This window comes from Streptomyces sp. NPDC048479 (genome assembly GCF_040651435.1).
In the GTDB taxonomy this organism is placed as follows: domain Bacteria; phylum Actinomycetota; class Actinomycetes; order Streptomycetales; family Streptomycetaceae; genus Streptomyces.
On the sequence record NZ_JBEZKA010000028.1, the window covers coordinates 57,127 to 75,410 of the forward strand.

15 protein-coding genes are annotated in these 18,284 nt (G+C 70.9%); 11 read left to right on the top strand and 4 right to left on the bottom strand.

Features of this window, described 5'->3' with window-relative positions; all coding sequences use genetic code 11:
* Nucleotides 1–4: 4 nt before the first annotated feature.
* The 4 genes from AB0D12_RS32690 (at nt 5) to AB0D12_RS32705 (ending at nt 4,437) form a co-directional block, all read left to right on the top strand.
* Nucleotides 5–1,024: a TIGR04222 domain-containing membrane protein gene (locus tag AB0D12_RS32690; RefSeq protein ID WP_362691000.1), complete on the top strand. Its 1,020-nt coding sequence runs from the start codon at nt 5–7 to the stop codon at nt 1,022–1,024.
* Between the two features lie 119 nt (nt 1,025–1,143).
* Complete coding sequence (locus AB0D12_RS32695; protein WP_362691003.1) at nt 1,144–1,899, top strand: DUF4142 domain-containing protein; 756 nt, start codon at nt 1,144–1,146, stop codon at nt 1,897–1,899.
* 63 nt (nt 1,900–1,962) lie between these two features.
* Nucleotides 1,963–2,736 (top strand): TIGR04222 domain-containing membrane protein, encoded by a 774-nt coding sequence (locus tag AB0D12_RS32700; RefSeq protein ID WP_362691006.1) that lies wholly within the window; start codon nt 1,963–1,965, stop codon nt 2,734–2,736.
* A gap of 99 nt (nt 2,737–2,835) precedes the next feature.
* On the top strand, nt 2,836–4,437 hold the full coding sequence (locus tag AB0D12_RS32705; RefSeq protein WP_362691009.1) for an alpha/beta hydrolase: 1,602 nt from the start codon (nt 2,836–2,838) through the stop codon (nt 4,435–4,437).
* Between the two features lie 56 nt (nt 4,438–4,493).
* On the opposite strand, the gene hemQ is transcribed toward AB0D12_RS32705, so the two are convergent.
* Nucleotides 4,494–5,207, bottom strand: coding sequence for a hydrogen peroxide-dependent heme synthase (gene hemQ, locus AB0D12_RS32710; protein WP_362691012.1), 714 nt, complete (start codon nt 5,205–5,207; stop codon nt 4,494–4,496).
* A gap of 4 nt (nt 5,208–5,211) precedes the next feature.
* Nucleotides 5,212–6,639: a protoporphyrinogen oxidase gene (gene hemG, locus AB0D12_RS32715; protein WP_362691015.1), complete on the bottom strand. Its 1,428-nt coding sequence runs from the start codon at nt 6,637–6,639 to the stop codon at nt 5,212–5,214.
* Nucleotides 6,640–6,764: 125 nt separating this feature from the next.
* Here hemG and AB0D12_RS32720 point away from each other — a divergent pair, with 125 nt between their 5' ends.
* Both AB0D12_RS32720 and AB0D12_RS32725 read left to right on the top strand, forming a co-directional pair.
* Nucleotides 6,765–7,694 carry a DUF4349 domain-containing protein gene (locus AB0D12_RS32720; RefSeq protein ID WP_362691018.1) on the top strand — a complete coding sequence of 310 codons (930 nt, stop codon included), beginning with the start codon at nt 6,765–6,767 and terminating at the stop codon, nt 7,692–7,694.
* Nucleotides 7,695–7,722: 28 nt separating this feature from the next.
* A complete protein-coding gene (locus tag AB0D12_RS32725) occupies nt 7,723–9,102 on the top strand; it encodes an FAD-dependent oxidoreductase (protein ID WP_362691021.1) in 1,380 nt (459 codons plus the stop codon).
* A 68-nt stretch (nt 9,103–9,170) separates the two neighbouring features.
* Here the strand turns inward: AB0D12_RS32725 and AB0D12_RS32730 are convergent, their stop codons facing one another.
* On the bottom strand, nt 9,171–10,328 hold the full coding sequence (locus AB0D12_RS32730) for an acyltransferase (protein WP_362691024.1): 1,158 nt from the start codon (nt 10,326–10,328) through the stop codon (nt 9,171–9,173).
* A 39-nt stretch (nt 10,329–10,367) separates the two neighbouring features.
* A complete protein-coding gene (gene hemE, locus AB0D12_RS32735) occupies nt 10,368–11,432 on the bottom strand; it encodes a uroporphyrinogen decarboxylase (RefSeq protein ID WP_362691026.1) in 1,065 nt (354 codons plus the stop codon).
* A 92-nt stretch (nt 11,433–11,524) separates the two neighbouring features.
* On the opposite strand from hemE, the gene AB0D12_RS32740 reads away from it, so the two are divergent.
* From AB0D12_RS32740 to AB0D12_RS32760, 5 genes are all read left to right on the top strand, one after another.
* Complete coding sequence (locus AB0D12_RS32740) at nt 11,525–12,196, top strand: DUF3000 domain-containing protein (RefSeq protein WP_362691029.1); 672 nt, start codon at nt 11,525–11,527, stop codon at nt 12,194–12,196.
* Nucleotides 12,197–12,500: 304 nt separating this feature from the next.
* Nucleotides 12,501–13,163 (top strand): response regulator transcription factor, encoded by a 663-nt coding sequence (locus tag AB0D12_RS32745; RefSeq protein WP_005310513.1) that lies wholly within the window; start codon nt 12,501–12,503, stop codon nt 13,161–13,163.
* A 77-nt stretch (nt 13,164–13,240) separates the two neighbouring features.
* A complete protein-coding gene (locus AB0D12_RS32750) occupies nt 13,241–14,515 on the top strand; it encodes a ribonuclease D (protein ID WP_362691032.1) in 1,275 nt (424 codons plus the stop codon).
* Nucleotides 14,516–14,904: 389 nt separating this feature from the next.
* Nucleotides 14,905–16,125, top strand: coding sequence for an acetyl-CoA C-acyltransferase (locus AB0D12_RS32755; protein WP_362691035.1), 1,221 nt, complete (start codon nt 14,905–14,907; stop codon nt 16,123–16,125).
* On the top strand, nt 16,122–18,248 hold the full coding sequence (locus AB0D12_RS32760; protein ID WP_362691038.1) for a 3-hydroxyacyl-CoA dehydrogenase NAD-binding domain-containing protein: 2,127 nt from the start codon (nt 16,122–16,124) through the stop codon (nt 18,246–18,248). The genes AB0D12_RS32755 and AB0D12_RS32760 overlap by 4 nt, the downstream gene beginning before the upstream one ends.
* Nucleotides 18,249–18,284: the final 36 nt, after the last annotated feature.

The window sequence follows — 18,284 nt, forward strand, 5'->3', positions numbered from 1 at the left end:
CGGAATGACCCTGCTCGCTGTGCTGGTCTATCTCGCCGTCGGCGCCTCCTCCGCCGCGTTGATCATCCGGGTGTCCGCCGCCCAGCGCCGCCACCCGGCCGGCGGCGGTATCCACGACGCCTACGAGGCCGCCTTCCTCAGCGGCGGCCCCGCCCGGGTGGTGGACGCCGCGCTCGCCGCCCTGCACGCGGACGGCCGGCTCGCCATCGGCGGCCCGGGCATCGTCGCCGTACGGAATCCGGTCGCCCATGACCCGGTCGAGCGCGCGGTACTCGATGAACTCGCCGTCGCCCCGACCGGCGCGCTGCACACACTCCGGATCGCCGTGATGCGCAGCCCCGGCGTGCAGGCGATCGGCGACGGCCTCGCCGCGCGCGGGCTGATGGTGCCGCCCGGGCAGAACCGGGGTCCGGCCGTGTGGGGTCTCACCCAGGGCATCCTGTGCGTGCTGGCCCTGCCGCTCGCCTTCGCCCTCACCATTGTCAGCTTCCTCGCGGACGAATCGGTCGACTCCGGGCCACCGTTCATCGCGTTGGTCCTGCCGGCCTTGATCGCGGGCATCGTGATCGGCTTCATCATGGCGGGCCGCGCCCGGCGCCGGATCAGTACGGCCGGGCGGGACGCGCTCCGCTCGTACCGGGTTCAGTACGCCCAGGCGTACTCACCGGCTCATCTGGTCGCGATCCACGGCCTGCGCGGCGTGCCGGATCCCGCGCTCCAGGCGCAGTTGACCGCGGCGGCGCGAGTCCCCGCGGGCGTCCGAGGCAGCCACTCGGCGTCGGACCACTCGTACACCTCGTACCCGGACTCGGTGGCCGTGTGGTGCGCCGGATCGAGCCCGGGTTCCGGCTGTGGCAGCTCCAGTTGCGCAGGCTCCTCCGGTGGCGGTTCGAGCTGCGGTGGCGGTTCCAGCTCCGGCTGCGGCGGTTCCTCGGGCGGTTCCAGCTGCGGCGGTTCCTCGGGCGGTTCCAGCTGCGGGGGTTCGTCCGGGGGCTCGAGCTGCGGTGGCAGCAGCAGTTCCTGAACCGCACCGGCCCCTGGCTCGTACTTCACCTCTCGTACTTCATGTCTCCCACTTCACCCAACAGCCCACGGGATCACGCCCGAGCCGACTAACGTGCTGGACCGCACGCAGGAGGCAGCATGCGTTCCCTCACCGGCACCGGCCTGATCATCGTCGCTCTGACGGCGACCATCGCCGCGCTTCTCTTCCCGATCTGGTCGTACGACGACCGCTCCGGAACCGGCCTCGCCAATCTCCGGGCAGGTTCCGTCCCCACCCGCTGGGGCCCGCTCTCCGCCGCCGACCGGGACTTCATCGTCCGCGTCAGACTTGCCGGCCTGTGGGAACTCCCCGCAGGCCAGCAGGCCGTCGGCCGCGCCCCAACCGTTGCGGTCAGAGTGGCCGGCGAGCATCTCGTCGAGGGCCACACCTATCTCGACGCCCGCGTCCGCGAGGTCGCGGCGCGGCTCACCATGGAGCTGCCCAGCCAGCCGACGGCCCAGCAGCGGGGCTGGCTGCAGGAGTTCAGCGAAGCGCGCGGCCAGGAGTACGAGACCAAGTTCGCGAACATCCTGCGCCGGGCCCACGGCAAGGTCTTCTCCCTCGTCGCCGACATCCGCAACAGCACCCGCAACACACTCGTGCGCGAACTGGCCGACGACGCCAACACCACCGTCCTCGACCACATCAACGTCCTTGAGGCAACCGGCCTCGTCGACTACGACGCCATCGCCGCCGACGACGCCGCCACGACGACCGCGAGCCCCACCGGGCCGCCACCGCCCGCCCGCGGCGCGACACCGCCGCCGGCCCGCCCCGCTACGCCGACACCGACCCCGTTCTTCCCGCTGCCGCCCCCGGTCTCCCGCCCACGCCCCAGCGTCACGAACGAATAACTCCCGGTCCACATGGTGAACAGCCCATGGCGGACGGGAGGACAACTCGCGTAGAACTCGGCCATGTTCTCGGTCCTGTTCGTGCTGGTCGCATGGGCCGCGGCGGGCATCAGCTGCGCCCGGCTCTGTCTCGCCGCCGTCGAAGCCGCTCGCCCCGCCGCCGAGAGCCCCGGCCGGAAGCAGGCGCTGACTCTGTACGAGGCCGCGTTCCTGGCCGGCGGCCCGCACCGGGTCACCGAACTCACCCTCGTCTCCATGCACCGCCGCCGCAGGCTGCTGCTCGCGCACACCGGCTGGGCCACGGTCGTCGACCCGGAGGGCGAGGACGATCTGGAGCGCTCGGTCATCGGCGCGATAGGGCCGGCGGGGCAGGCCCGGACAGCGGCGGTACGAGCCGCTGCGTCCGCCGCGGACGCGGTACGGGCGCTGGCCGACCGCCTCGTCAGCGCCGGCCTCGCGGTTCCCGACAACGTCAGGTCGCCCGTCGCCTCCGCCGTGCGCTGTGTGCAGGGCGCCACCGTCCTCACCGTGGCGCTGGCGGCCGCCACGCTGCTGCTTCCTCAGGAGCAGGGCGCCGATGCCCCGGTCCTCGCTTGGTTCGCGCTGCCCCTGCTGCTCACTGTCGGCTGTCTCGCCATTGCGCGGATCGAGGTGCATCCGTACACCCGCTGGGCCTCGCCCGCCGGTCAGCGACTGCTCGGCTCGCTCTCCCCCGAGAGTGACGGCGACGAGCGCGCGTTCCTGACCGCGGTCGCCGTCCGCGGTGTCGGCGCCGTCGACGATCCGGTCCTGCGTGCGGCACTCACCGGTGGCCGTACGGCGCATCGGAGTCATTGACCCCGACACCGGACATCGGTGCTTTACATCGTTAATCGTCCCGCCAAGGATCCCTTTCGTCCCGTGGCCGCCGGCCGCCGTGCGCACGAAAGGAACGCGATGAGAGCAGTTGCGAAGTACGGGGCCGTGACAAGCCTCGGTTCCTTGGTTCTGTCCGCTCTCGTCGTCGCTCCGGCCGACGGTGCCACCACCGCCTCCGCCGCGTCGCACGGCACGGCCGTCGCGGCCGCGCGCGCCGCCGCGACGGGCATCGCCTTCGGACGCTGCCCCGAAGCCGAGATGCTGCCCGATTCGATCCAGTGCGGCACGGTGAAGGTCCCGCTCGACTACGCCGAGCCCGCAGGCCGGCAGATCGAGCTGACGGTCAGCCGCGGGAAGGCGACCGGCAAGCCGGCCGAGTACCAGGGCGCGTTCATCTACAACCCCGGCGGTCCCGGCGCCTCCAGCATGTACTTCCCGATGGCCGCCGCGCTCCCCGAGTGGAAGGGCATCGCCCGCGCTTACGACATCGTCGGCTACTCCCCGCGCGGTGTCGGCCGCTCCGCGCCGCTCTCCTGCATCGCCCCGGCCGACTTCCTCAAGGCGCCGACCCCGGCACCGGTCCAGCCCTCCCCCTCGTACAAGCAGGAGCGGATCGCGCAGGCGAAGGCGTACGCGCAGGGCTGCGCGCGCAATGCGGGACAGGCGCTGCGCCACTACACCTCGCTCAACAACGCCCGTGACCTGGAGGTGCTGCGGGCGGCGCTCGGGGAGCAGAAGCTGACCTTCATGGGCGCCTCGTACGGCACCTACTTCGGCGCGCTGTACGCGACCCTCTTCCCGTCCCATGTGCGCCGCATGGTCTTCGACTCGGCGGTCAACCCGGCCACGGAGCAGATCTGGTACCGAAACAACCTCGACCAGTCGTTCGCTTTCGAGAGCCGCTGGGCGGACTTCCGCGCCTGGGTCGCCAAGCACGACAAGACGTACCACCTGGGTGCCACACCCGAGGCGGTGGCGCGCAGTTACGAGCGGGTGCGCGCCCGGCTGGCAGAAAAGCCGGCGGGCGGCAAGGTCGGCCCCGGCGAACTGCACGCGGCGTTCCTGGCGGTCGGCTACTACGACGGCTACTGGACGCGGCGCGCCGGCGCGCTGTCCGAGTATCTGAAGGGCAATGCGAAGCCGCTGATCGACCAGGCGGCGCCGGAGGCGGCCGAAGCGCGGGAGGCGGAGAACGGCCAGGCCGTCTACACCGCCGTCGAGTGCAACGACGCTCCGTGGCCGACGGACTGGAAGGTGTGGGACCGCGACAACAGCGCGCTGGCGCGCAAGGCACCCTTCGAGACCTGGGACAACGCCTGGATGAATCTGCCGTGCGCCTTCTGGCCGGCTCCGCGGCAACAGCCGCTGGAGGTGCGTACGCAGCGCGGTGCGCTGCCTCCGGTGCTGATCCTGGCGGCGCAGCGGGACGCGGCGACGCCGTACAAGGGAGCGCTTGAGCTGGCGCGGCGGCTCAAGGGTTCGGTGCTGATCACGGAGGAGAAGGCCGGTACGCACGGCATCGGCGGCGGCGACAACAAGTGCGTCAACGGCTATCTGGAGGACTACCTGCTGCACGGGAAGACGCCGGTGCGGCGCGCTTCGTGCGCGCCGCACCCGGAGCCGGACCCGGTGTCGCTGGACCGCAGGGCGGCGAGCCCCAGGCTGCCGCACGCCGTCTGATCTTCCGGGTCGGGGATGGCCGGGCCCGCTCCGTGCGGGCCCGGCCACCATGTCTTTCAGGCGAGTCCGGCCACCAGCTCGGCGACGGACTTGCGGCGGCCGGTGTAGAACGGCACCTCTTCGCGGACGTGCATCCGGGCCTCGGAGGCGCGCAGATGACGCATCAGGTCGACGATGCGGTACAGCTCGTCGGCCTCGAAGGCCAGGATCCACTCGTAGTCACCGAGCGAGAACGACGCGACCGTGTTGGCGCGCACGTCGGGGAAGCCGCGGGCCATCTTGCCGTGGTCCGCGAGCATCCTGCGACGGTCCTCGTCCGGCAGCAGGTACCAGTCGTAGGAGCGCACGAAGGGGTAGACGCTCACGTAGTCGCGCGGCGTCTCGTCCGCCAGGAAGGCCGGGATGTGCGACTTGTTGAACTCGGCGGGGCGGTGCAGCGCCATGTTCGACCAGACCGGCTCGAGCGCGCGGCCCAGCTTGGTGCGCCGAAAGAGGTTGTACGCCTCCTGGAGCTCGTCCGCGGTCTCCGCGTGCCACCAGATCATGACGTCCGCGTCGGCACGCAGACCGGACACGTCGTACGTGCCACGCACGGTGATGTCCTTCGCGGCGAGCTGGTCGAACAGCTCCTGGACCTCGTCGGCGTAGCCGGCGCGATTCTCGGGGAGGAGATCGCGCAGCCTGAAGACGGACCACAGGGTGTAGCGGACGACCTCGTTGAGGTCCTTCGCCTTCTTCCCCGCGTTGGGAATCTTTTCCGGTGCAGTCATGAGGCTATTCTCCCGCGTCGTCCCCAGTGCCCCGCACCAGGGTGGACGTGGCGATGATCTCGTCGGCCGCGCGCTGTGCGCCGGCGATGCAGGCGGGGATGCCGACGCCGTCGTACGCCGCGCCGCAGACCCTGAGGCCCGGCAGCTTGGCGAGCTCGTCGCGGATCCGGGCGACACGCGCGAGATGCCCGACCGGGTACTGCGGCAGTCCGCCGATCCACCGGGTCACCTCGGTGGCCACGGGCCGGGCTGCGAGTCCGGTCGCCTCACCGAGGTCGTTCAGCGATACGCCGACGAGCTCGGCGTCCTCGCGGTGCAGATACTCCTCCTCGCCGTACCGGCCGATGGAGGTGCGCAGCACGAACAGGTCGGCGGAACTCTCGTCGACCCAACCCCACTTGCGGGTGGAGAAGGTGGACGCCTTGATGGTGCGGCCGTCGACGGGCGGCACCAGGAAACCGCTGCCCTGCGGCATCCCGGCCAGGTCCGCGCGGCGGAAGGCCATGGTGACCAGGGCCATGGAGGCGTACTCCATCCGGCCGAGCTCCGCGGCGGCCGCCGGTGACTCGGCGGCCAGCAGCGCGGCCGAGGACCAGGCGGGGGCCGCGAGCACCACGCTGTCGGCGGCGATGACGCGCTGGTCGGTGCGGATCTGCCAGCCTTCGGCGCTGCGGGTCATACCGAGGACGGGCGTCTCCATGAGGATCTCGCCGCCCTGCGCGCGTACGGCGTCGGCGACGGCGGCCGGCAGCTGCCCCACGCCGCCTTCGATGCCCATGAACACCGGGCCGGCGGGCTGCTGCCGCGCGGCCTTCGCCTGGATGTCCTGTACGGCGGCGAGCAGCGAGTCGTGGGTCTTCGCCGCTTCGAAGAGCTGAGGGACGGCGGCGCGCATCGAGATGCGGTACGCGTCCCCCGCGTACACCCCGCCGAGCAGCGGTTCCACCAGCCGGTCGACGACCTCCCGGCCGAGGCGTTCGGCGACGTACTCGCCGACGGCGACATCGTCACCGAGCTCGACAGGTGCGAGGTCGCGTTCGTGCTCGATACGGGCGATGCCCTCGGCGGAGAGCAGTCCCACGAGTGCCGCCGGGTCGCTCGGCACGCCCATCACATGGCCCTTGGGCATCGGGCGCAGCGCGTCCCGTGTCCACACGAAGGCGGAGGCGGTGGCCGGCGGCCGGAGCCGGTCGGCGAGACCGACCGCGCGGGCCAGTTCGACCGCTTCGGGGCGGCGGGCGAGCATCGACTCGGCACCGAGGTCGACGGGGGCGCCCTCGATCTCGCCGGCCTGCAGCTTGCCGCCCAGCCGGCCGGTGGCCTCGAGGAGGGTGACGCGCACACCGGAGGCGATCAGCCGGTGCGCGGCCGCGAGACCGGCGATGCCGCCTCCGATGACGACGACATGACCCGTACGTGTGTCCGCGTTCATGGATCAACTCTCTCAGACCCGTAACGAGTCCTGACCGTGACCGCTTCGGGACCGGAAAGGGGCAACCTCCGGCACGGCCTCGAACGTCGAACCGGCAACACTCAGCATTGTCCCGGGGGGCTTGTATGCGTGCACGTCGTACGGTCGCGGCACTGTTTCTCACCGCTTCGCTGACCCTCGCGGGGTGCAGTGGGGCCGATGCCGGATCCACCCAGGACAACAAGGCCGCGAAGCCCGCGGCGGAGGGCGCGAAGGGCGGCGGCTACCAGGCCGACGAGTCGGCTTCCGGCGCCCGGCAAACGCAGCCGAAGCAGCCGGTCTCCCTGGCTCCGGCCCACATCATCCGCACGGCCGAGCTCGACGTGGAGGTCAAGGACGCCCCGAAGGCGCTCGCCGCCGCCCGCAGGACGGCCGTGAACGCCGGCGGCCATATCGCCAACGAGAGCACCGACCGGATCGACGACACCCATGTGACCTCACGCGTCGTCCTGCGCGTCCCGCAGGAGAAGTACGACGCGGTCCTCGCCGAGCTGGCCGGTGCCGGAAAGCTGCTCTCCCGCAAGGCCGACGCCAAGGACGTGACCGACCAGGTCGTGGACGTGGAGAGCCGGATAGCGACGCAGCGGGCCAGCGTGAACCGCGTACGGGCGCTGATGGACCGGGCCACCAAGCTCAGCGACGTGGTCACGCTGGAAGGGCAACTGAGCAGCCGCGAGGCGCAGTTGGAGTCGCTGCTCGCCCAGCAGGCCGCGCTCAAGGACCGTACGACGCTGGCCACCATCACCCTGTCGCTCTCCGAGAACGAGAACAAGGGACAGCAGGCCCCGGACGACGGCCCCGGCTTCCTCGACGCGCTCGGCGGCGGCTGGCACGCCCTGGTGACGGCAGCGCTGTGGATCGGGATCGCGATCGCGGCGGTCGCTCCGTGGGCCGCGGCGTTCGCGCTGCTGTACGCCCTGTGGCGTTGGGCGATACGGCCCCGTCTGCCGAAGCGCCCCGTGCCGGAGACCGCACAGCCGGCCCCCCTGCCCGTGCACGGGCCCGGCCAGGACTGAACCGCCGCTCCCCCGTAGCGTGTTCTCCATGGCAACGGAGCGGCTGGTGGTCATCGGGGGCGATGCGGCGGGCATGTCCGCCGCATCGCAGGCACGCAGGCTCAAGGGCCCGCAGGAGCTGGAGATCGTCGCGTTCGAGCGCGGGCACTTCAGCTCGTACTCGGCGTGCGGGATCCCGTACTGGGTCGGCGGTGATGTGCCGGAGCGCGACGATCTGATCGCCCGTACGCCCGCCGAGCACCGCGAGCGCGGGATCGATCTGCGGATGCGTACGGAGGTGACGGAGATCGACGTCGCCGGGCAGCGCGTGCGCACCCGCGACCTCGAAGCGGGCACCGATTCGTGGACGGGCTTCGACAAGCTGGTCATCGCGACCGGCGCGCGTCCCACCCGCCCCGCGCTGCCGGGCATCGACGCACCGGGCGTCCACGGGGTGCAGACCCTCGACGACGGCCAGGCCCTGCTGGACACTCTCGCCGCTACGAGCGGCCGGCGCGCGGTCGTCGTCGGTGCCGGCTACATCGGCGTCGAGATGGCGGAGGCGCTGCTGAAACACGGTTACGAGGTGACCGTCCTGAACCGCGGCGAGCAGCCGATGGCCACGCTCGACCCGGACATGGGCCGCCTGGTCCACAAGGCGATGGACGGTCTGGGCATCACGACGGTGACAGATGCGGCGGTCACCAAGGTCCTCACGGGCCAGGACGGCCGGGTGTCGGCGGTCACCACGGAGTCCGCCTCGTACCCGGCGGATGTGGTGGTCCTCGGCATCGGCGTCGAGCCGGAGACGACGCTCGCCCGCGCCGCCGGCCTGCCGCTCGGCGTGTACGGCGGTCTGCTCACCGATCTGGCGATGCGGGTGCGCGGCCACGAGAACATCTGGGCGGGCGGCGACTGTGTCGAGGTCCTCGACCTGGTCTCGGGCCGCGAACGCCATATCGCACTGGGCACGCACGCGAACAAGCACGGCCAGATCATCGGCTCCAACGTGGGCGGGGATTACGGAACGTTCCCGGGCGTCGTCGGCACTGCCGTCAGCAAGGTCTGCGACCTGGAGATCGCGCGCACCGGCCTGCGCGAGAAGGACGCCCGCGCGGTGGGCCTGCGGTACCTCACCACCACGATCGAGTCGACAAACAGCGCCGGCTACTACCCCGGCGCCACCGTGATGACGGTGAAAATGCTCGCGGAACGCCGTACGGGCCGTCTGCTCGGCGTCCAGATCGTCGGCGGCGAGGGCGCGGCAAAGCGCGTGGACATCGCGGCGGTGGCGCTGACCGCCGGAATGACGGTGGAACAGATGATGTCCCTGGACCTCGGCTACGCCCCGCCGTTCTCCCCGGTCTGGGACCCGGTCCTGGTGGCGGCGCGCAAGGCGGTGTCCGCGGTCCGCAAGGCGGGGACCTGAGGCATCCGAAAAGCCGGGACCTGAGGCAGCGGCCCGCCCGTGCGGACAGGAGTCGGGCGGAGCAAGGCTCAGCGGGAGGCCGGCGGGTGGCTTTCGCCGAGGTCCCTCGCGTCGGCGAGCGCCCTGTCGAGCCGGCGCCGCAGCGGCCGGGCCAGCGGTCGCTCTATCAGCCGGTGCACCAGCCAGGCTGCCAGCAGCATTCCGCCGACCAGCAGGCCGACGAGCGCATACGCCGGTACGCGAGGCTCGAGCACCCTGATGAGTTCCCAGCCGATGTTCTGGTGCAGCAGATAGAGCGGGTACGTGGCAGCGCCCGCGTAGGGCAGCCATCGCCACGTCATCCACGACAGCTTTCCGGCCGCGACCAGGCCCATTACCCCGAAGCACGTCGCCATGACCGCGATGACCGGCCAGAAGGGAATGGGGTGGTCGAAGTAGCCGAGCGTGCGGCTCCAGGTCGTGCGCGCGGCGGGCACAGCCGCCCCGAAGCACACCAGGACGATGCCTGTGAGCAGCAGCGTCGGCCGGAACCGGTACATGAGGTAGAACGCCATTCCGGCGATGAAGTACCAGCAGTGGTTCGGCATGACCATCAACCGGAAGGCGTCGTCGCCGAACTTGCTGAAGGCCATCCCCGCCACCGCCCACACGCAGCAGAAGACAAGGACTCGCCGGTAGGTCAGACCCCACCAGGCCACAACTGCGAACAGCAGATAGAAGCGGAGTTCGGCGAAGAGGGTCCAGTACACGCCGTCGACCATGCGGACCCCGAGCGGCTCCTGAAGCATGGTCAGGTTCGTCAGGACGTCCGGCCACGGCAGCGGCTTCTGGCCGCCGGGTATGAGCAGCAGCACCGCCGTGGTGGCGAGAACCGCGAACCAATAGGCCGGGTAGAGGCGGGTCACGCGGGACACGAAGAAGTCTCCCACCGACCGGCCCCAGCAGCTCATACAGATGACGAAGCCGCTGATGAGGAAGAAGAGCTCCACGCCCAGCCAGCCGTACGCGGCGAAGGGGAAAGCGGTGGGGAACTTGGCTTGCCCGGATGCCGACCAGCCCTCGCCGCGCGCCAGGTAGTGGTAGGCCACCACCATCAGCGCGGCGAGCAGTCGCAGGCCGTCCAGTGCGGCTATTCGCCCGCGCCTGGGCGCGGGCATGGATATGTGCGTCGGCGCCGGTCCCTGCCCCAGGCGGGGCAGGGCAAGCGTCGGGGCTTCCTGTGTCACGTGGTCTGGTCCCCCGGGTCTGGCGCGTGGTCTGCGGGTCTAGCGCTCGGTCTGCGTGTGGACGTACTCCACCAGACGCGTCAGCGCGTCCGGGTCCGTCGTCGGCAGCACCCCGTGGCCCAGGTTGAAGACATACCCCTCCAGGCCCGCCGCCGCGTCCAGGACCTCGCGGGTCTTCGTCTCCACCGCCTCCTGCGTGGAGAAGAGGACCGCCGGGTCGAGGTTGCCCTGGAGCGCCTTGCCCGGGCCGACCCGGCGGGCCGCCTCGTCCAGCGGGACCCGCCAGTCGACGCCGACGACATCCGCGCCCGCCTCGCCCATCAGGCCGAGGAGTTCGCCGGTGCCGACGCCGAAGTGGATGCGCGGGACGCCGTACGAGGCCACCGCGTCGAAGACCTTGGCCGAGGCCGGCATCACCGAGCGCCGGTAGTCGGCGGGGGCCAGCGCGCCCACCCACGAGTCGAAGAGCTGCACGGCGCTCGCGCCCGCCTCGATCTGCACCTTGAGGAAGGCGGAGGTGATCTCGGCGAGGCGGTCCAGCAGATCGGCCCACAGCTGCGGGTCGCCGTACATCAGCGCCTTGGTGTGCTCGTGGTTGCGCGAGGGACCGCCCTCGACGAGGTAGCTGGCGAGAGTGAAGGGCGCACCGGCGAAACCGATGAGCGGAGTCGGGCCGAGTTCGCCGGTGAGCATCCCGATCGCCTCGGTGACGTACCAGACGTCCGCCGGGGTGAGGTCGCGCAGCCGCGCCAGGTCCGCGCGGGTGCGGATCGGTTCGGCGACGACCGGGCCGACGCCCGGCTTGATGTCGAGGTCGATGCCGATGGCCTTGAGCGGTACGACGATGTCGCTGAAGTAGATCGCGGCGTCAACCTTGTGCCGGCGCACCGGCTGGAGCGTGATCTCGGTGACCAGCTCGGGCTGCATGCACGACTCGAGCATCTGAGTGCCCTCGCGCACCTTGAGGTACTCGGGCAGTGAGCGCCCCGCCTGCCTCATGAACCAGACCGGTGTGTGCGGCACCGGCTCACGTCGGCACGCCTTCAGGAAGGCGGAGTCGTACGTCTTGGTCGGCATGCCCGAGGGGCTGTCATTGGCACTCACGCCCAGAATCTTCGCACGTACACCTGAAGTGGCCGCCCCGGGCCGGGTGTCCCTCCCTGCGCGAAGCCCCCGTTCCGCCTACTCTTCCCCGCATGGCTGCGGCTCAGGGACATTTTTCCGATCATTCCAATGGCGCTGACGATGCGGACAGCGCGGAGGGGAATGCTGTCCCGCGCGCGTTCCGGCAGGCGGTCGATGCACTGCGGGCCGCGCGACTGCGACCCGAGATCGAGGTGGACCCGACGCGCCCGCCGCAGCGCCTCGCCCCGCATGCGTACGCCCTGGAGGCCGCGGTCGTCGACGGCGACGACGATCTGGCGGACGGCCGGCTCGTCCTGCTGCACGATCCGGCCGGCCATGACGCCTGGCAGGGCACCTTCCGGCTGGTGACACTCGTACGCGCGGAACTGGAGCCGGAGATGGCGGCCGATCCGCTGCTGCCCGAGGTCTGCTGGTCGTGGCTGACGGGCGCTCTGGAGGCGCGCGGTCTGTCGTACGGGGAGCCGAGCGGGACCGTCACCCGCGCGGGGTCTCACTATTTCGGTGGACTCTCCGAGCGACAGCCGGTGACGCAGATCGAGATCCGGGCCTCGTGGACGCCGCGGGAGGGTGCCGGCGGAGTCCCGGACTCGGCGGCACACTTCGCGGCCTGGTGCGATCTGCTGTGTCAGGTCGCCGGGCTGCCGCCGTCGTCGGCCGGTACGGCGGACTCGGCGACGGGCGTGGTGTCGTTGCCACAGCGGCGCGGTCCGCAGCAGCCGTAGTCCGCACCCGGGGCGCGGCCCGGGAGACTGACCCCGGGGGTCACAGGTCGGCAGTCACAGTTCGGCAGTCGCAGCTCGATGCTCGGGATGCTCGTGATGCGTGCGTGCTTCGTGATCCGGGACGGGCTCGCTCGTAGGATGATCGATCACTCGTCCGAATTGCCCCAATTGTTACTCACCAAATCGTGATCATTCTCTAAAGGCGGGCGGGTTTGGTGCCGAAGAGGTTCGTGACCCTTCAAGCACGGTTCGCCCCGGCTTCCTCCCCGAGCCGGCTCCGTCCCGTACCTTCCCAGGAGGCCTGGTGTCCGTTCTTCTCGAGCAGCCCGCAAGCCTGGTCGCCTACCGCCCGAACAAACCGACGGCCATGGTCGTCGTGGCCGACCCGCGCGTCCGCTCCACCGTCACCCGCCACCTGTGGGCCCTCGGAGTGCGTGACGTGATCGAGGCGTCGTCCATCGCGGAGGCCCGCCCCCGCGTCGGCAACCCGCGCGACATCTGCGTGGCCGACGTCCACCTGCCCGACGGTTCCGGGCTGACCCTGCTGTCCGAGACCCGAGCCGCGGGCTGGCCCAACGGCCTGGCCCTCTCCGCCGCCGACGACATCGGCGCCGTGCGAAACGCCCTCGCGGGCGGCGTCAAGGGCTATGTCGTCACCGGTACGCGTACGAACATCGGGCACCCGACCCGCCCCGGGGCCGCCCCCATCGGCGCCGCGGCCAACCGGATGCACCGCCGCCCCCCGGGTGCCCCGAGCCACCCGGGCGGCTACCGCGAGCTCTCCGGCCGCGAGGTCGAGGTGCTCCGCCTGGTCGCCGAGGGCCAGTCCAACAAGGCGATCGGCGTCTCGATGGGCCTGTCCGCACTGACCGTCAAAAGCCACCTGGCCCGCATCGCACGCAAGCTCGGCACCGGTGACCGAGCCGGAATGGTGGCCGTCGCTCTGCGCACCGGGATCATCCACTGAACGCTCTACATTTCTTCACGCCCGTCGACGGAACGTTCCGTCGACGGGCGCCGTCCGTTGACGGATACCCTTGACACGTGACCGACGCCCAAGAGACCGCAGCAGAGACAGCACTGCGAACCACCGGGGGCGCTCCCCCGGACGACGTCGAACCGGCGCCGATTCCCTTGCTGGAGCCCCGTGAAGGCATTCCACCGGTGGTGGCCACCGACGATGCCCTCGCCGAAGTGATCGACGCCTTCGCCAGGGGTACCGGCCCCGTCGCCGTCGACGCCGAGCGCGCGTCCGGCTACCGGTACGGCCAGCGGGCCTATCTCGTACAGCTGCGGCGCGAGGGCGCGGGCACCGCGCTGATCGACCCCGTGGGCTGCCCCGACCTCTCGGGGCTCGGCGAGGTGCTCGCCGGTGCGGAGTGGATCCTGCACGCGGCAACCCAGGACCTCCCGTGCCTGCGCGAAATAGGCATGATCCCGACCCGGCTCTTCGACACCGAGCTGGCCGGGCGGCTTGCGGGCTTCCCGCGGGTCGGGCTCGGCGCGATGGTCGAGTCCGTACTCGGCTACGCCCTGGAGAAGGGCCACTCGGCCGTCGACTGGTCAACCCGCCCGCTGCCCGAGCCCTGGCTGCGCTACGCCGCGCTCGATGTGGAGCTGCTGGTGGATCTGCGCGACGCTCTGGAGAAGGAGCTGGACCGACAGGGCAAGCTGGAGTGGGCCCGCCAGGAGTTCGACGCGATCGCCGCGGCACCGCCGGCCCCGCCACGCAAGGACCCCTGGCGTCGTACGTCCGGGATGCACAAGGTGCGCCGCCGCCGTCAGATGGCGGTCGTACGGGAGCTGTGGACGGCCCGTGACAAGGTCGCCCAACGACGCGATGTGTCGCCGGGCAAGGTGCTGAGCGACTCCGCGATCGTCGAGGCGGCGCTCGCGGTGCCGGCGAACCTCCAGGCGCTGACCGCACTGCCCGGCTTCGGCCACCGGATGGGACGGCGTCAGCTGGAGCAGTGGCAAGCGGCCGTGGACCGGGCCAAGGCGCTGCCCGACCCGGAGCTGCCGCAGCCCGGCCAGCCGCTGAACGGTCCGCCGCCGCCCCGTTCCTGGGCGGACAAGGACCCGGCGGCCGCGGCCCGGCTCTCCGCGGCACGCGCTGCGGTCTCCGCACTCGCGGAGGAGCTCAATCTGCCGCAGGAGAACCTGATCACGCCGGACACGGTGCGGCGGGTCTGCTGGGAGCCGCCGGCGGAGGCGACGGTGGCCGCGGTGACGGAGGCGTTGGCGGGCCATGGTGCGCGCGCCTGGCAGGTCGAGCTGGTGGCCCCGCTCCTTGCGCGTGCGCTGACGGCGACGGCCTGACGACTGCGGCGGGCCTTCCCCTACCCGCCTCTTCCCGCCTGTGTTCATGTGCGGCTGCGCCGCGAAGGGGGCTTGCCCCCCGGACCCCCGGTACACCCTTCGGGTGTGTCCTCAGTCGCCGGGAGGGTTTGATTTCCGCCGGTCGGCCTGAATCTTCGGGCCGACCGGCGGAAATATCAGCCCCACTGGGCGGGAAACTCCAGCCCCGCCGGCGCTTGCGGCGCGGGGGTCCGAGGGCGGAGCCCCCGCCCACCCCTCCGTGTGACGTTCGCCGCTCCCGGCGCAGGGGGTGGGCAGGGTGGTTACCCGCAAGTAGCATGAGCGGAGGAAGCGCGCGCTTAGGCGCGTGCCCGCAGCAGCGCCATCCCGCACCCTGGAGGAGAGCCATCGTGCCTCGTACCGTCAGGGACGTCGTCTTCGTCGACGGCGTCCGCACCCCGTTCGGCAAGGCGGGCCCGAAGGGCATTTACCACGAGACCCGGGCCGATGATCTCGTCGTGAAGGCGATCCGGGAGCTGCTGCGCCGCAACCCGGACCTCGACCCCGCCAAGATCGACGAAGTCGCGATCGCAGCGACCACGCAGATCGGTGACCAGGGCCTCACCCTCGGCCGCACCGCCGGCATCCTCGCGGGTCTGCCGCAGTCCGTCCCCGGCTACTCCATCGACCGCATGTGCGCGGGCGCGATGACCGCCGTGACGACGACCGCCGGCTCCATCGCCTTCGGCGCGTACGACGTCGTGATCGCCGGCGGTGTCGAGCACATGGGCCGTCACCCCATGGGCGAGGGCGTCGACCCGAACCCGCGGTTCGTGAGCGAGAAGCTCGTCGACGAGTCCGCCCTCTTCATGGGTATGACCGCCGAGAACCTGCACGACCGCTACCCGACCATCACCAAGCAGCGCACCGACGAGTACGCCGTGCGCTCGCAGGAGAAGGCCGCGAAGGCGTACGCCAACGGCAAGATCCAGCAGGACCTGGTGCCGGTCTCCGTACGTCGCACCAACGCGGAAGCGGGCGAGACCGGTTGGGGCCTGGCCACGGCCGACGAGCCGATGCGTCCGGGCACGACCCTGGAGTCGCTCGCGGGCCTGAAGACCCCCTTCCGCGCGCACGGCCGGGTCACCGCCGGTAACGCCGCCGGTCTCAACGACGGCGCCACCGCCTCCCTCCTCGCCTCCGAGGACGTCGCGCGCGAGCTGGGTCTGCCGGTCAGGATGCGGCTCGTGTCGTTCGCGTACGCCGGTGTCGAGCCCGAGGTCATGGGCTACGGTCCGATCCCGTCGACCGAGAAGGCCCTCGCCAAGGCGGGTCTGTCGATCGACGACATCGGCCTGTTCGAGATCAACGAGGCCTTCGCCGTCCAGGTGCTGGCCTTCCTCGAGCACTACGGCATCGCGGACGACGACGCGCGCGTCAACCAGTACGGCGGCGCCATCGCGTACGGCCACCCGCTGGCCTCCTCCGGTGTCCGCCTGATGACGCAGCTGGCCCGCCAGTTCGAGGAGCAGCCGCACGTCCGCTACGGCCTGACCACCATGTGCGTCGGCTTCGGCATGGGCGCGACGGTCATCTGGGAGAACCCGCACTTCGACGGAGGCACCAAGTGAGCACCACCGAACTCCTGAAGGGCGCCGCCGAGCTCTTCCCCGACGAGGTCGTCACGCAGGCGCACGTACGCCACCTCGACCTCCCCTCCGGCGCGGGCACGTTCGCCCTCATCACGCTGGACAACGGCCTGGACCACACCAAGCCGACCACCTTCGGCCCCCAGTCGCTGGCGAACCTGAACGCCGCCGTCGACCAGGTCGAGAAGGAGGCGGCCGAGGGCACGATCGTCGGCGTCGGCATCACCGGCAAGCCGTTCATCTTCGCGGTCGGCGCCGACCTCAAGGGCGTCGAGCTGCTCAAGCAGCACTCCGACGCGCTCGCCATCGGCAAGGGCGGCCACGACGTCTTCAAGCGCCTCTCGGCGCTGGCCGTCCCCACCTTCGCGTACTACAACGGCGCGGCGATGGGCGGCGGTGTCGAGGTCGGTCTGCACTGCTCGTACCGCACCGTCTCCCAGGCGATCCCCGCCTTCTCGCTGCCCGAGGTCTTCCTCGGTCTCGTCCCGGGCTGGGGCGGCTGCGCACTGCTGCCGAACCTGATCGGCGCCGACAAGGCCGTCTCGGTCATCATCGAGAACTCGCTCAACCAGAACAAGCAGCTCAAGGGCAAGCAGGTCTTCGAGCTCGGTATCGCCGACGCGATCTTCGAGGGCGCCGACTTCCTTGAGCAGTCGCTGATCTGGACGGCGTCCGTGCTCAAGGGCGAGATCGTTGTCGCGCGGCCCGAGGTCGACCGCGGTCAGGCCTGGGACGACGCCGTGGCGCGCGGCCGCTTCGTCGCCGACTCCAAGGTGCACGGCGCCGCCCCGGCCGCGTACCGCGCGCTGGACATCATCGCCGCCGCCAAGGACGGTGACCTGCAGGCCGGCTTCGACGCCGAGGACACCGCGCTCGCCGACCTGATCATGGGTGGCGAACTGCGCTCCGGCATCTACGCCTTCAACCTGGTGCAGAAGCGCGGCAAGCGCCCTGCCGGCGCCCCGGACAAGTCCCTGGCCCGCCCGGTCACCAAGGTCGGCGTCGTGGGCGCCGGTCTGATGGCCTCGCAGCTGGCTCTGCTCTTCCTGCGCCGCCTCGAGGTGCCGGTCGTGCTGACCGACATCGACCAGGCGCGCGTCGACAAGGGTGTGGGCTACGTCCACGCCGAGATCGAGAAGCTGCTCGGCAAGGGCCGTATCAACCAGGACAAGGCCAACCGCCTCAAGGGTCTGGTCAGCGGTGTGCTGGACAAGGCCGAGGGCTTCTCCGACGCCGACTTCATCATCGAGGCCGTCTTCGAGGAGATCGGCGTCAAGCAGCAGGTGTTCGCGGAGGTCGAGGCGGTCGCCCCGGCGCACGCGATCCTCGCCACCAACACCTCCTCGCTGTCGGTGTCCGAGATGGCCTCCAAGCTCCAGCACCCGGAGCGTGTGGTCGGCTTCCACTTCTTCAACCCGGTGGCGGTCCTGCCGCTGCTGGAGATCGTCCGCGGTGAGAAGACGGACGACGCGTCGCTCGCCACCGCCTTCGGTGTCGCGAAGAAGCTGAAGAAGACCGCGGTTCTCACCAAGGACGCCCCGGCGTTCGTCGTGAACCGCATCCTGACCCGCTTCATGGGCGAGATCCAGAACGTCATCGACGAGGGCACCCCGGTAGCCACCGCCGAGAAGGCCATCGAGCCGCTCGGTCTGCCGATGTCGCCGCTGGTCCTGCTCGAGCTGGTGGGCCCGGCGATCGGCCTGCATGTCTCCGAGACCCTCAACCGCGCCTTCCCGGAGCGCTTCACGGTCTCCGAGAACCTGGCCGCGGTCGTCAAGGCAGGCAAGCGCGGCTTCTACGTCTACGACTCCGGCAAGCCGGAGCTGGACCCGGAGGTCGCAGCGCTCCTCAAGCAGGGCGATGTCGTCCTCACCGAGGAGCAGACCCGCGACCGCGTCCTGAACGCGGTGGCGCAGGAGATCGGTCTGATGCTGGAGGAGGGTGTCGTGGCCGAGGCCCAGGACATCGACCTCTGCCTGATCACGGGCGCCGGCTGGCCCTTCCATCTGGGCGGCATCACGCCGTACCTGGACCGCGAGGGTGTTTCCGAGCGTGTGAACGGCAAGACGTTCCTGGCGCAGGGCGTGGCGAGCGTCCCGGCGTAACGCCTGATCGCGAGCCCCGGCAGCCCCGGCACCGTC

Coding starts and splice junctions, on each gene's coding strand:
- AB0D12_RS32690 (WP_362691000.1), top strand. CDS start 5: ATGACCCTGCTCGCTGTGCTGGTCTATCTCGCCGTCGGCGCCTCCTCC.
- AB0D12_RS32695 (WP_362691003.1), top strand. CDS start 1,144: ATGCGTTCCCTCACCGGCACCGGCCTGATCATCGTCGCTCTGACGGCG.
- AB0D12_RS32700 (WP_362691006.1), top strand. CDS start 1,963: ATGTTCTCGGTCCTGTTCGTGCTGGTCGCATGGGCCGCGGCGGGCATC.
- AB0D12_RS32705 (WP_362691009.1), top strand. CDS start 2,836: ATGAGAGCAGTTGCGAAGTACGGGGCCGTGACAAGCCTCGGTTCCTTG.
- hemQ (WP_362691012.1), bottom strand. CDS start 5,207: ATGACTGCACCGGAAAAGATTCCCAACGCGGGGAAGAAGGCGAAGGAC.
- hemG (WP_362691015.1), bottom strand. CDS start 6,639: ATGAACGCGGACACACGTACGGGTCATGTCGTCGTCATCGGAGGCGGC.
- AB0D12_RS32720 (WP_362691018.1), top strand. CDS start 6,765: ATGCGTGCACGTCGTACGGTCGCGGCACTGTTTCTCACCGCTTCGCTG.
- AB0D12_RS32725 (WP_362691021.1), top strand. CDS start 7,723: ATGGCAACGGAGCGGCTGGTGGTCATCGGGGGCGATGCGGCGGGCATG.
- AB0D12_RS32740 (WP_362691029.1), top strand. CDS start 11,525: ATGGCTGCGGCTCAGGGACATTTTTCCGATCATTCCAATGGCGCTGAC.